Origin of the sequence: Desulfoglaeba alkanexedens ALDC, from assembly GCF_005377625.1 — a bacterium.
Taxonomy (GTDB): Bacteria; Desulfobacterota; Syntrophobacteria; order Syntrophobacterales; family DSM-9756; genus Desulfoglaeba; species Desulfoglaeba alkanexedens.
Map to the genome: position 1 here is coordinate 1,882,379 of NZ_CP040098.1, position 12,548 is coordinate 1,894,926.

The window sequence follows — 12,548 nt, forward strand, 5'->3', positions numbered from 1 at the left end:
CATCGTCCTTCATAACCATTGGTATGCCATGGTGCGCTGCCTGGGCTCGAATCCTGCGGCCCGGACGATACGGTGGATTTCCTCGCGGGAGAGCCGAAAATGCACTCCGGTCGCCGCCACGACGTTTTCTTCAATCATGGTGGATCCGAAGTCGTTGGCGCCGAAAAAAAGTGCCAACTGGGCCACTTTCGGCCCCATGGTGACCCAGGATGCCTGTATGTTGTCGAAATTGTCGAGGACGAGGCGGCTCAAGGCGAGAAGCCGCAGATAAGAGACCGCCGTTTCGGGTTCCACCGAGATGGCGGTGTTTTTCGGCTGGAAGGTCCACGGGATGAAGGCCGTGAATCCTCCCGTCCGGTCCTGCAACTCCCGCAGCGCAAACAGATGCGTCACTCGGTCCTCGATCCCTTCCTCATGCCCGAACATCATGGTGGCCGTGGTCCGAAGCCCCTGCCGATGCGCTTCTTCCATCACCTCGAGCCATTCCCCGGCGGTGCACTTGTTGGGCGAAACCCTCCGCCTCACTGCGTCCACCAGGATTTCCGCGCCGCCTCCCGGAATGGAATCCAGCCCGGCCGCACGGAGTCTGGAAATGACCGCCTTCACGTCGATCCCTTCCAAACGGCTGAAATAATGGATTTCCGGCGGCGAAAACGCATGCACGTGAATCGGATAACGCGCTTTGATGAAGGACAGCATCTCCTCGTAAAAGCTCAGAGGCAGCTCCGGGTGATGGCCGCCCTGCATCAGGATCTGGGTGCCGCCCAGCGCCAGGGTTTCCTCGATTTTTTCAGCCAGCTGGTCCCGCGTGATTACGTAGGCTTCGGGGTGACCTACCGGACGATAAAAGGCGCAGAACCGGCACCCGCAGCTGCATACATTGGAATAGTTGATGTTTCGGTCCACCACGTAAGTCACCACCGGCTCAGGATGCTTTCGGAGCCGTGCCAGGTGCGCCGCATACCCCAGCCGGTGCCAGTCGGCTTTCAGGTACAGCTCCAAGGCCTCGTCGAAGCTGAGTCGCGCGCCGGTTTCGGCCTTTTCCAGGACTCGCCGATGCGGCATGGTTCAGCATCTCCCCACGCGCGAGGCTCCGGAGAGAGCCTTAAGCCCCTCCGGCATCCCCGCCTTCGAAACGGGTTGGAAGAAAGAGTCGCGTTCCACCGGCCGAAAGCCCGCTTCCCGGATCAACCGTTCCAGCTCGGCGCGGGTCAGCGCCTGGTCCGATTCCGCTCCCGCCATGTGGCCGATGCGCTCCTCAATCACGGTTCCGTCCAGGTCGTCAGCTCCGAAATAAAGGGCCACCTGGGCGATTTTCACCGTGAGCATGACCCAGTAGGCCTTGATGTGGGGGATATTGTCCAGCATGAGCCGGCTTACCGCGATGGTCTTCAGTTCGTCCACGCCGGTGGTAGGCTGGGCACCGGCGATGCCCGTGTTGTGCGGCTGAAAGGGAAGCGGAATGAAGCAGATGAACCCGCCGGTTTCATCTTGAAGCCGCCGGAGCGCGTCCAGATGTTCCAGGCGTTCTTCGACCGTTTCCCGATGTCCGAAAAGCATGGTGGCGTTGCTCTGGATGCCCAGTTCATGCGCCTCGCGCATGACGCGGAGCCATCCGTCGCCGCTCAGTTTCCTGGGACAGAGCAGCTCGCGGATCCGACCGCTGAAGACTTCCGCGCCGCCTCCGGGGAGCATTTCCAGGCCGGCATCCTTCAGCCGAGCCAGGACTTCCCGGGTGGAAAGACCTTCCTTGTCTGCAAAATGAGCAATTTCCACCGCCGTGAACGCCTTGATATGGACCTGGGGACGCAGCTTTCGAATCTCCCGGAGCATCCGTTCGAAATAATCGAGCCGCAGATCCGGGTGGCACCCGCCGACAATGTGAACTTCCGTGATGGGCTCGTCCAGGCGATCGCGCACCTTGGCGAGGATGGCGTCCAGACTCAGTTCGAAAGCCAGGGGATCGCCTGCGTTCCGGCCGAAGGCACAGAACCGGCAGAGGTTCACGCAGATGTTGGAATAATTGATGTGCTGGTTCAACACGTAATAGGCCAGCTCGCCGTGAAGGCGGCTGCGAACCTCGTGGGCCAAAGCCCCCACCGCCAGCGGATTAGGGCAATCGAACAGCCTCTTTCCGTCTTCGAGATCGAGCCGCCGGCCCGAAATCACCTTGTCATAGACGCCTTCGAGCCCCATGGCTCCGTAGAAATGCCGGTCCAGCATGATGTCTCCTTCAGCCATCGTTTACAGATCGACCCGGGAGCGGCCCGTTCACGTCCTGTCGGCCGACTCCGCGGCAGGCGTTTTCCCTACCCCCGGTCTACGGGGCGTGGAAACCATCACTCCGGTTCCCTTTCCCAGTCCGTGCCGCAGCAGCAGCATGAATTCATCTATGAACCGCATGACCTGTTCCGGGTCGGCCCGATACAGCCCCACGCCGGCATCCAGGAAGGAGACGGCATACGCTTGGAGGAAACGGTCCATCGACGCGTCGAGAAAAAAAAGAGCCAGGTCCACATCCAAATCGTCGCGAAGTTCCCCGTCCCGGATGCCGCGTTCCAGGTGAGGCCTCAGGTATTCCGCCGAAAAGAGCCGCACCTGCTGCAGAAATTCGGCTCGCCAAGGAAACCCTTCCTGGAAAATCATCTTCAGGTAGATCTGATAAACGTGGGGGTGCTCATCGATGAACCGGACGCCGGCCAGGATGCTCTGGCGGATGCGTTCAAAAAAGTCTGCGTCACGGGTTTCTTCCTTCACGCAGCGAAGCCGCCCGCGGACCAGTTCCACGGCGTGGCGGAAGACAAACTGGAACAGGCCTTCCTTGCTCCCGAAATACTGAAAAAGGGAGCCCTTGGCGATGCCGACGGCCTGGACGATCCGGTTGACACTCGCCTGACGGAAGCCGTGACGAGCGAATTCATCCACGGCTGCATCGAGGATCTTTTGCTGCTTACCGGGTTCCAGCTTGATGAACCTGTCGCTTACGGGCATGATCCAACCCTTTCGCCTAACAGAAAGCGTCAAAATGACCACCTGGTCATCATAGAGCCGTCGGGCTGCCGCCGTCAACGGGATTGTTCCGTTGGCCCTCGAATGTGAGGAATGTTTCACGAATTTATCCGCCCGCTGGAGCGGCAGGCCGGATGCTGCCGTGTCGCTTCGGCGCCGGCGTGGATGTAACGAGCGGAAAAGTCTTGACCGGAAAGCGGCTTCGTTTCTATAATCGGCGCGTTTATTTCGACCCTGCGGGGGCTGTTGCACCCCGAAAGGCCCGGGCACCACCGCGGATCGGAGCCGGTGGCTCTTCCTGCCGCTTCGGCTTGACAGCCCGATGGAGCCCGCCTATGGTGATTTTGTTCACAAGATCTCCGGGCTGCGCCCTAATCGCCCGGAGCCGTTCGCCGTGACGGGACCGATCCTCTGAAAGCCGCGTTCACGGCGGTGAGCCCAGTGGACCCCAGCCGGAAAGCAAGCGGTCGACATCTATGGCATTCGAAGACCAGCTCAGCGCCAACCGTTCGAAAATCCTAAAGAAGTGGTTTCAGGCCATTGCGGACACTTATTCGCCGGAAACCGCGCGATTCCTGAAGAAGGAAAAAGATCCTTTCGCCAATCCCGTAGGCAATTCCATCCTGGAGGGCATCGAAGGGATCTACGATGCCCTCTTCGAAGAGATCGACGCGGCCAAGGTCAGTCCCTTCCTGGACCAGGTGATCCGCGTGCGGGCGGTGCAGGAATTCAAGCCGTCCGAGGCTCTCGTTTTCATCTTTCTGTTGAAAGAGGTGATCCGGGAGGCATTGAGCGAGAGCATCGACGTGTTTCCGGAAGCCTTTCAGCGGATGGAAGGGAAGATCGATGAGCTGGCCTTGATTTCCTTCAACATCTACATGGAATGCCGGGAAAAGCTCTACCAACTGCGGGTGGATGAAATCAAGAACAGGACGGCCAGGCTTCTGCAAAGGGCCGATTTTATATGGGAAACCTATTTGAAGGAAAAGGAACCCCAAGAGGATTCATAAACTCCAATCAACGAAGCGAGGGTGTTACTCATGAACCCATTGAACGCCATTGTTTTTTCATTGGTAGCCGTGGGCGTGCTGGTGCTGGTTGCTCTGCTGGGGGCGGGGGTGGCGGATCTGCAGTATTTCTTTGGGGTGGTGGTGCCTTATGCGGCCGCCGCCGTCTTTTTCATAGGGGTGGTCTACCGGGTCGTCTATTGGGCGCGTTCCCCCGTACCGTTTCGCATCCCCACCACCTGCGGGCAGCAGAAGTCGCTTCCCTGGATCAAACACGATGCCCTTGAAAACCCCGTGACCAAGGGCCAGGCGGTGATGCGCATGGTCCTGGAGGTGTTGCTTTTCCGATCGCTGTTTCGGAACACCAGGCTGGAGTTCCGCCGGGGACCCAAAATCGATTACGCCTCGGCCAAGTGGCTGTGGCTGGGAGCCATCGTATTTCATTACGCGTTTCTTGTAGTGTTCATCCGGCATCTGCGTTTTTTCACCGAGCCCATCCCCGGGTTCATTCATCTGATTGAAAACGTGGACGGTTTCCTCGAAGTCGGCGTCCCGCGGCTTTTCCTTTCCGGCGTTGTGTTGCTTGCGGCTCTGACCTACCTTTTCCTGCGCCGCGTGACCGTCCCCCAGCTGAGCTACATCAGCCTGCCCGCCGACTATTTCCCGCTCTTTCTCATTTTCGGTATCGGCCTCACGGGAATTCTCATGCGGTATTTCATCAAGGTGGACGTGGTGGCCGCCAAGGAACTCACGCTGGGACTGGCCACGTTCCATCCCACAGTTCCCGAGGGGATCGGAAGCATCTTTTATCTTCACTTGTTTTTGGTGAGCGTGCTTTTCGCCTATTTTCCCTTCAGCAAGCTGGTGCACATGGCCGGCGTGTTCCTGAGCCCAACGCGGAATCTGCCCAACAACAGCCGCATCCAGCGTCACATCAATCCATGGAATTATCCTGTCAAGGTTCATACATACGAAGAGTATGAGGAAGAATTCAGGGAAAAGATGATTGAAGCTGGTTTGCCAGTCGAGAAAAAGGAGTGATCATGGCCAAAGTCCCCAAACCCGACGAACTCGCTCAGATAGAACATCGGCCGCCCGAAAGCCCATGGACCGAAACCCCGGTGGAATTTCGGCCGGGCACCTACTGCTATGGGGCGAAACCGCAGAACATCGAACCGGTGGACATGCCCAATCCCAGGGACTGGAACCCCGCGGACGAAGACTGGAAGCTCCCGGAGAACTGGAAGCAGACCGTACTGGACGGCATGAAGCTCCGCCTGAACCGGTTTCGATCCTTCAAGCTCTTCATGGACATCTGCGTGCGGTGCGGGGCCTGCGCCGACAAGTGCCATTACTTCATCGGATCGGGCGATCCCAAGAACATGCCGGTGCTTCGAGCCGAACTGATGCGTTCCGTGTACCGAAACGATTTCTCCACGTTCGGAAAAATGCTCAAAAAGTATGCCGGCGCACGCGAACTCACCGAAGACGTCATCAAGGAATGGTTCTACTACTATTTCCAGTGCACGGAATGTCGGCGTTGCTCGGTTTTCTGTCCCTACGGCATCGACACGGCCGAAATCACCATCATTGGCCGCGAACTCCTGAACGAAATCGGCTGTCAGATCGACTGGATCGCCGGCGCGGTGGCCAACTGCTACAGGACGGGCAACCACCTGGGTATCCAGCCTCACGCCTTTCGTGACATGATCGAATTTTTCGTTGATGAAATCGAGGAAGTGACCGGCGTGCGGGTGGAACCAACGTTTAACCGCAAAGGCGCCGAAATCCTCTTCATCACGCCTTCGGGTGACGTCTTCGCAGACCCGGGCACCTATACCCTCATGGGCTACATGATGCTCTTCCACGAAATCGGCCTGGACTACACGTGGAGCACCTATGCGTCGGAAGGCGGCAACTTCGGGCTGTTCACCTCCCATGAAATGATGAAGCGGCTGAACGCAAAGATGTACGCGGAAGCCAAGCGCCTGGGAGTCAAGTGGATCCTGGGCGGTGAATGCGGCCACATGTGGCGCGTGATCAACCAGTACATGGATACCATGAACGGACCGGCTGATTTTCTGGAAGTGCCCAAGTCGCCCATCACCGGAACCGTTTTTGAAAACGCGCGGTCCACCAAGATGACCCACATCGTGGAATTCACGGCGGACCTGATCCGGCACGGCAAGCTGAACCTGGACCCCAGCCGCAATGACAACAAGATCGTGACATTCCACGATTCCTGCAACCCGGCGCGCGCTATGGGCATCCTGGAAGAACCGCGCTACATTTTGCGAAACGTGTGCAACCACTTCTACGAAATGCCGGAAAACACCATCCGGGAACGGACCTTCTGCTGCGGTGCAGGTACGGGACTGAACACCGACGAATACATGGAAATGCGCATGCGCGGCGGGCTGCCCCGGGCGAATGCCGTCAAGTATGTCCATGATAAGTTCGGCGTCAACATGCTTGCCAACATCTGCGCCATCGACCGCGCCGTGTTCCCGCCTCTCATGGACTACTGGGTGCCGGGAGTCGACGTCACCGGCATTCACGAACTGGTGGCCAACGCTCTCATCATGAAGGGCGAAAAGAAGCGGACCACGGACCTCCGTTATGAGCCGCTTCCGGGGATGGAAGAGGAAGAGGAGGAGGAAGAAGATGTATGATGCAGGAAAGATCATTCCCGGCATAATCCTGTTTCTGGCCGTGTTTACCTTTCCCTTGTGGTCCAACATGGGGCAGGCGGTTCCGCCTCCCAACCCGGAATTGCCCAAGACGGAAACCGCATGCGTGGACCCCAGGGAAGTCATGAAGACATCGCACATGCAACTCCTCAACGAATGGCGGGACTTGGTTGTCCGCGACGGCAACCGACGCTGGGTGGGGTTCAACGGCCGCGAGCACATAATGAGCCTGCAGAACAATTGCATGTCCTGTCATTCCAGTAAGGTGAAGTTCTGCGACCAGTGCCACAACTACGCCGGCGTGACCCCATATTGCTGGGATTGCCACATTGAGCCCAAGGAGAATATGTGAGATGGAAGAAAGCAGAAGAAGCTTTTTGAAGATAGGCGGCATCTCCGTTTTGGGCCTGAGCGCGCTGCCCGTCCTGCAAGCCGTGGCCCAGAACGACGGCCCGAAGTTCAAGCCCGACCCAAACGCTCTGCAGGCGCGCCAGTGGGGCATGGTGATCGACATGAATAAATGTTGGGAGGAACAGCAGAAGCGCCACTGTACCGACTGCATCGCGGCCTGCCACAAAGTGCACAACGTTCCGGATATCGCCGATCCCAAGCGCGAAATCAAGTGGATCTGGACCGACAAGTATGAACACGTCTTTCCGGATCAGGCGCACGAATACGTACCGGAAAAGATACGGGAGAGCCGGTTCCTGCTGCTGTGCAACCATTGCAGCAACCCGCCCTGCGTCCGGGTTTGCCCGACACAGGCCACGTTCAAGCGCGAGCAGGACGGGATCGTGATGATGGACTTCCATCGCTGCATCGGTTGCCGTTACTGCATGGCCGGCTGTCCCTTCGGCGCGCGTAGCTTCAACTGGGGAGACCCCCGGCCTTATCTCGCCGAGCAGAACATGGAGTTTCCCACGCGAACCAAGGGCGTGGTCGAGAAGTGCAACTTCTGCGCCGAACGTCTCGACGTGGGCCAGATTCCGGCGTGCGTGGAAGCCTGCAAGGCCAAGGCGCTGGTTTTCGGGGACGTGGAAGATCCTGACTCTGAGATCCGAAAGATTCTGGACACACACTACACCATCCGCAGAAAGGTCAACCTGGGTACCGGTCCCAACATCTACTACATCGTGTGAGGGTTCACTATGCTTGAAAAGGCACTCAGAGGCAGTCAGAGGTATTGGAGCTGGATCCTGTTCCTTCTCATCCTCATCGGGGTCGGAGCAGGTTGCTTCCTCCTTCAGGTCTCTCAGGGTTTGAAAATTACGGGCATGAGCCGGGACGTCTCCTGGGGGTTCTACATCGCCCAGTTCACCTTCCTGGTCGGTGTGGCGGCCTCGGCGGTGATGCTGGTGCTGCCCTATTACCTGCACCATGTGAAGGATTTCGGCCGCATCACCATTCTGGGGGAATTCCTGGCGGTGGCGGCCGTTTCCATGTGCCTGCTGTTCATCGTGGTGGACCTGGGCCGTCCCATGCGGCTCCTCAACGTACTGATCCATCCCACCCCCAATTCCATCCTCTTTTGGGACATGATCGTTCTTAACGGCTACCTGTTTTTGAACATCGTGATCGGTTGGACCGTACTGGCCGCGGAACGCAAGGAAGTGGCGCCGCCCGCGTGGGTGAAACCGCTCATTTACATTTCCATCCCTTGGGCCGTCAGCATCCACACCGTTACGGCCTTTCTCTATGCCGGCCTTCCCGGGCGGCATTTCTGGCTCACCGCCATCATGGCCGCCCGCTTTCTCGCATCAGCCTTCGCCTCCGGCCCGGCGCTCCTCATCCTGCTGATGCTCATTCTGAAAAAGCGCACCAAGTTCGATGCCGGACAACCCGCCTTGGACAAGCTCTCCCAGATCGTCACCTATGCGATGTGCGTGAGCGTCTTCTTTGTGCTGTTGGAGCTCTTCACGGCATTTTACAGCCAAATCCCGGGACACATGCACGGTTTCGAATACCAGTTCATCGGACTTGAAGGCCACGGCGTTCTGGTGCCCTTCATGTGGCTGTCCGCCATCCTGGCCGTGGTGGCCCTCACCCTCCTTATCAACCCCAACACCCGAAGAAACGAGAAAAAGCTCACCGTGGCCTGCATCGCCGTCTTCTTCTCGCTTTGGATCGAAAAGGGCATGGGTCTCGTGGTCACAGGCTTCATCCCCAACCCCTTTGAAACGGTGACCGAGTACGTGCCCACCGTTCCCGAACTGCTCATCACCTTGGGCGTCTGGGCCACGGGCTTCCTGATCCTCACCGTCCTTTACAAGACGGCCATCGGGGTCAAAGAAGAAAAACTGGGCTGAAGCCACACTGAGGCGGTAACCGTCACCGACCGAGGTGGGCACATCTTTTGAAACGAACGTGTAGAGGAGTTGTTGGATATTATTTTTCTCAATATGACCCCGTGGGGTCACAACGAAGCATGAAAATATTGTGAATTGTGGGTTGGACCAGGAATATACAAAGTTTGGTAGCGTAAAAAATAATAGGCTTAATATTTGATGCCAAATTCTATTTCCCCTCCCCTTGTGGGAGGGGATTAAGGGGAGGGGGGAGAGGGGGAGTTTTTGACCTTCGTTATCCTTTTTCCTTAAGGTCTCCACTTTAAAACGCTACCAAAAGTTTATGACAGTTGGCGTGCTCAACATACCGGAATCGCTTTAGTAATTGGTTATTTTCATATAACATTGGCGTGACTGATTTTTGCAGCATGGTAATGGATTGCAGCTTCCGGATCGGGGTCCGGGGCAGGTTTCGCTGGAATGACGAAACACCCCCCCGTCAGGTAGAAGGCTTTCGAAGATTGTTCAATTTCGATTCTCTTCATGAGTGCAGCTGCCGGATGAAGATTTGACAGGAGGCCCTATACCATAAAAGCGGATGAAATTCATCATGATATCTGCGGTATGATACTTTTCATGTATAGACGCAATCTCACGGATTAAGGATCTTGACAAACGCTGCTATCAACGAAAAAAACGGTTGACAGAAAGCGGCGCCGGGAGCTATGAATCGTTTCATCTGCCCGGCGGTTGCCGCCGCCGTGAGCCGGATATGCGTCAAATATGTAAGATGCGTTGCAGTTCTTTCGGGATGAAAAGGGAACCCCGTGCGAATCGGGGACGGACCCACCGCTGTAACCGGGGACGAAGACGGCAGCATGCCACTGGAATCAATTCCGGGAAGGCGCCGTTGATGGGTGATCCGGGAGTCAGAAGACCTGCTGCAACGCCGATGAAGTGCCTTTTGCCGGAAGGGGAATGACGGCCGGGGGCGAGGTACGGGAAAAAATGGGAGCCCGAAACCGCAAGGTTTCGGGCTTTTTTTGTTCCCCGTACCATACCCGCTCCGCCGCCGGAATGGGCCGGTGCTTCGGCGGCCGGCCGGTTCCAGATCACCACACATGCCGCCGCCAGGGGCGGGGAGGGGAGGAATCCATGCAGTTAGGTAGCCGGAACGTATCGATGATGGATGTACGGCGCTCAATTTTGACATGCAAGAGAACGGTGAATACGGCGCATTCAATGTCGATGTTGTCGCCGCAAAGGTCGCTCCGGCAATCGGCGTTGGCGCCGTTGGCACAATCGTCGGCGTCGGCGTGGGAGCCGTCAGGGATGACGTTGTCGACGCCTTGGCGGATAATGATCCCGCCGCTTATTGATACTGATATTGCATTTATCGCATTGCGGCTACTGATACCGCTGATGGTGGCGGGCGGGTTATTGTTGTTGGTGTCCGTCCTGCCGGTGCGGGCCGCGGATGACTCTGACGTGCATCGCCTCGACGAGATCGTCGTGACCGCCACCCGCTCCGCCGCCCGCAGCTTCGACGTGGCGGCACCGGTGGCGGTGGTAGACGAAAAGCGGCTGGCGGAAACCGCGCCGGCGTCCGCCGCCGATGCCTTAGACGAGGTGCCCGGGGTGTCGCTGGTGCGCGGCGGTTCCTGGGAAGCGCACCCGGTCATTCGCGGCTTGGGCGGCAGCCGCGTGCTGGTGCTCTATGACGGCGACAGGGAGGTTAACCTGTGGTCCGGGCGGGCGCCGCTGACGCCGTTTATCGACGTCGGCAGTATCGCCCGCATCGAGGTAGTCAAGGGCCCGGCCTCGGCCCTCTACGGCACCGACGCCCTCGGCGGGGTGATCAATATCATCACCAAAGAGGTGGATTTTGCCGACAGCGACACCTGGCGCTTCGAAAACACCGTCAACGGCCGCTATGCATCCGTTGACGAGGGCTGGTTCGGCCGCTACGAACTGGCCGCCGGGGGCAAGGGTTTTGGTTTCCGCCTCGGCCTTTCCGGCCGCGACGCTAACAACTACGAGGACGGCAACGGCGACGAGGTGAACAATTCACATTTCGAAAACCGTAATCTCGATTTCAAGGCGCTCCATAACATCGCCGATAACCACCGGCTGACCGCCGCGGTGCGGGTCAACGAAATCGACGACATGGGAGTACCCCAAAAGGATCCCACGGCGCCGTTTTCCCATTTCGATCATTTCGATACCGGATCATACAAGCTCGGCTACGAGGGCAGGGAACTGGGTCTGTTCGACGAGATTCAGGCCCGGCTGTTCTACGTCGACCAGGACCGCGCTTTCGCCGGGTATCTTCCAAGCCCCAGCCAACCGGTGTACACCCTGAAAACCAACGATATCGAGACCTCGGCCGCCGGCGCCTCGCTGCAGCTGACCGTGACGCCCGGTGCGGCCCAGCAGCTGATCGGCGGCTTCGAACTGGTGCGCGAGGACAGCGACTCCGATGAGACCCAGGTGATCCACCGGAACAAGGATGACAGCATCGCCAAGCGGCTGACCTTTCAGCCGGTGCCCGATGCCGAGCGGGTGCATTTCGGCATCTTCGCCCAGGACGAGATCACCATCGGCAATCGGCTGACGCTCATCGCCGGCGGGCGCTACGATTACTTCACCGCCGATGCCGATGATGTCACCTTCACCGACGAGCGCTTCGACGGCAAGAGCAAGCTCACCTCGACCACCGCTTCGATCAACCGTTTCAGTGATGAGAGCGACAGCGCCGCGACCTTCAATCTCGGCCTGGTGTATGCCCTCACCGAACATCTGCACCTGACCGGTACCGTCGGCAGCGGCTTCCGGGCGCCGGACATCTTCGAGCGCTACTCGACGCGCGGCGGCGGCGTGATCTACATCGGCGACCCGAACCTTGATCCCGAGTATTCCTACAACTTCGATGCCGGTATTAAGGCCAGTTATGCCCGTTTTCGCGGCGGGATCGACGGGTTCTACAACCGCGTCGACGACTACATCGACACCGTGCGCCAGGCGGAATCATTCATTTCCGGGGTTCCTACCTACAAGTACACCAACGTCCAGGATGCCGAACTCTACGGGTTCGACGGCGCCGCTGAGGTGCTGCTAACCGCCAACCTGACGCTGTTCGGTACAGTGGCGTATGTGGTCGGCGAGGACCGCGACAGCGGCGACCGGTTGAGTAACATTCCGCCGCTGAACGGCACCCTCGGCGCCCGCTGGGAGGCGGCCGCGGGCGACCGGCTGACCTACTGGTTCGAGGCCGCCGGCGAGTTCTTCGATCGCCAGGACCACCCGGCGCCGGGGGAGTCGGAAACCGCGGGCTACGCTACGGCGAACCTGCGTACCGGGCTGCGCATGCCGGCACTTGGCCCCCTGCACGACGTAATGCTGGCCCTCAACGTCGAGAACCTCTTCGATAAGTACTACCGGTCGCACCTGCGCCTGGGCCAAAGTGATTTCATCCCCGAGCCGGGGTGCAACGTGATCACCTCGCTGCGGTTTTCGTTCTGAAACCGTGGTGTGCGGTGAATTAGCGCGGGCGATGC

General features: G+C 58.5%; 11 protein-coding genes and 1 riboswitch. Of the genes, 8 read left to right on the forward strand and 3 right to left on the reverse strand.

The annotated features are described in order from the left end of the window. Positions 1-9 precede the first annotated feature (9 nt). The 3 genes from mqnC to FDQ92_RS08530 are packed head-to-tail and all read right to left on the reverse strand — an operon-like array spanning position 10 to position 3,069. Positions 10-1,065, reverse strand: a complete 1,056-nt coding sequence (mqnC, locus tag FDQ92_RS08520) for a cyclic dehypoxanthinyl futalosine synthase (protein WP_137424167.1) — start codon at positions 1,063-1,065, stop codon at positions 10-12. A gap of 3 nt (positions 1,066-1,068) precedes the next feature. After that, positions 1,069-2,223 carry an aminofutalosine synthase MqnE gene (mqnE, locus tag FDQ92_RS08525; RefSeq protein WP_137424168.1) on the reverse strand — a complete coding sequence of 385 codons (1,155 nt, stop codon included), beginning with the start codon at positions 2,221-2,223 and terminating at the stop codon, positions 1,069-1,071. Between the two features lie 48 nt (positions 2,224-2,271). Next, positions 2,272-3,069 carry a TetR/AcrR family transcriptional regulator gene (locus tag FDQ92_RS08530; protein ID WP_246041638.1) on the reverse strand — a complete coding sequence of 266 codons (798 nt, stop codon included), beginning with the start codon at positions 3,067-3,069 and terminating at the stop codon, positions 2,272-2,274. Positions 3,070-3,485: 416 nt separating this feature from the next. On the opposite strand from FDQ92_RS08530, the gene FDQ92_RS08535 reads away from it, so the two are divergent. The 8 genes from FDQ92_RS08535 to FDQ92_RS08565 all read left to right on the forward strand — a co-directional run bounded on the left by FDQ92_RS08535 (position 3,486) and on the right by FDQ92_RS08565 (position 12,513). Then, positions 3,486-4,019, forward strand: a complete 534-nt coding sequence (locus FDQ92_RS08535; protein WP_137424170.1) for an RsbRD N-terminal domain-containing protein — start codon at positions 3,486-3,488, stop codon at positions 4,017-4,019. Between the two features lie 30 nt (positions 4,020-4,049). Further along, positions 4,050-5,057: a sulfate reduction electron transfer complex DsrMKJOP subunit DsrM gene (gene dsrM / locus FDQ92_RS08540; protein WP_137424172.1), complete on the forward strand. Its 1,008-nt coding sequence runs from the start codon at positions 4,050-4,052 to the stop codon at positions 5,055-5,057. A gap of 2 nt (positions 5,058-5,059) precedes the next feature. Continuing rightward, positions 5,060-6,688: a sulfate reduction electron transfer complex DsrMKJOP subunit DsrK gene (gene dsrK / locus FDQ92_RS08545; RefSeq protein WP_137424174.1), complete on the forward strand. Its 1,629-nt coding sequence runs from the start codon at positions 5,060-5,062 to the stop codon at positions 6,686-6,688. Beyond that, positions 6,681-7,058 (forward strand): sulfate reduction electron transfer complex DsrMKJOP subunit DsrJ, encoded by a 378-nt coding sequence (gene dsrJ, locus FDQ92_RS08550; protein WP_137424176.1) that lies wholly within the window; start codon positions 6,681-6,683, stop codon positions 7,056-7,058. The genes dsrK and dsrJ overlap by 8 nt, the downstream gene beginning before the upstream one ends. A 1-nt stretch (position 7,059) precedes the next feature. Further along, positions 7,060-7,845, forward strand: a complete 786-nt coding sequence (gene dsrO, locus FDQ92_RS08555; RefSeq protein WP_137424178.1) for a sulfate reduction electron transfer complex DsrMKJOP subunit DsrO — start codon at positions 7,060-7,062, stop codon at positions 7,843-7,845. Positions 7,846-7,854: 9 nt separating this feature from the next. Next, a complete protein-coding gene (gene dsrP, locus FDQ92_RS08560; protein WP_137424180.1) occupies positions 7,855-9,012 on the forward strand; it encodes a sulfate reduction electron transfer complex DsrMKJOP subunit DsrP in 1,158 nt (385 codons plus the stop codon). A 760-nt stretch (positions 9,013-9,772) separates the two neighbouring features. After that, positions 9,773-9,951, forward strand: a riboswitch (cobalamin riboswitch). A gap of 251 nt (positions 9,952-10,202) precedes the next feature. Beyond that, on the forward strand, positions 10,203-10,370 hold the full coding sequence (locus FDQ92_RS15245) for a hypothetical protein (protein WP_170180260.1): 168 nt from the start codon (positions 10,203-10,205) through the stop codon (positions 10,368-10,370). Continuing rightward, a complete protein-coding gene (locus tag FDQ92_RS08565) occupies positions 10,324-12,513 on the forward strand; it encodes a TonB-dependent receptor plug domain-containing protein (protein ID WP_170180261.1) in 2,190 nt (729 codons plus the stop codon). Before FDQ92_RS15245 ends, FDQ92_RS08565 begins: the two co-directional genes overlap by 47 nt. The last annotated feature ends 35 nt before the right edge of the window (positions 12,514-12,548 follow it).

What these genes read in the sequence shown, in the direction of transcription:
- dsrJ (WP_137424176.1), top strand. Translation starts at nt 6,681, where the DNA reads ATGTATGATGCAGGAAAGATCATTCCCGGCATAATCCTGTTTCTGGCC.
- FDQ92_RS08565 (WP_170180261.1), top strand. Translation starts at nt 10,324, where the DNA reads ATGACGTTGTCGACGCCTTGGCGGATAATGATCCCGCCGCTTATTGAT.
- FDQ92_RS15245 (WP_170180260.1), top strand. Translation starts at nt 10,203, where the DNA reads ATGCAAGAGAACGGTGAATACGGCGCATTCAATGTCGATGTTGTCGCC.
- dsrK (WP_137424174.1), top strand. Translation starts at nt 5,060, where the DNA reads ATGGCCAAAGTCCCCAAACCCGACGAACTCGCTCAGATAGAACATCGG.
- dsrP (WP_137424180.1), top strand. Translation starts at nt 7,855, where the DNA reads ATGCTTGAAAAGGCACTCAGAGGCAGTCAGAGGTATTGGAGCTGGATC.
- mqnC (WP_137424167.1), bottom strand. Translation starts at nt 1,065, where the DNA reads ATGCCGCATCGGCGAGTCCTGGAAAAGGCCGAAACCGGCGCGCGACTC.
- dsrO (WP_137424178.1), top strand. Translation starts at nt 7,060, where the DNA reads ATGGAAGAAAGCAGAAGAAGCTTTTTGAAGATAGGCGGCATCTCCGTT.
- FDQ92_RS08535 (WP_137424170.1), top strand. Translation starts at nt 3,486, where the DNA reads ATGGCATTCGAAGACCAGCTCAGCGCCAACCGTTCGAAAATCCTAAAG.
- dsrM (WP_137424172.1), top strand. Translation starts at nt 4,050, where the DNA reads ATGAACCCATTGAACGCCATTGTTTTTTCATTGGTAGCCGTGGGCGTG.
- mqnE (WP_137424168.1), bottom strand. Translation starts at nt 2,223, where the DNA reads ATGCTGGACCGGCATTTCTACGGAGCCATGGGGCTCGAAGGCGTCTAT.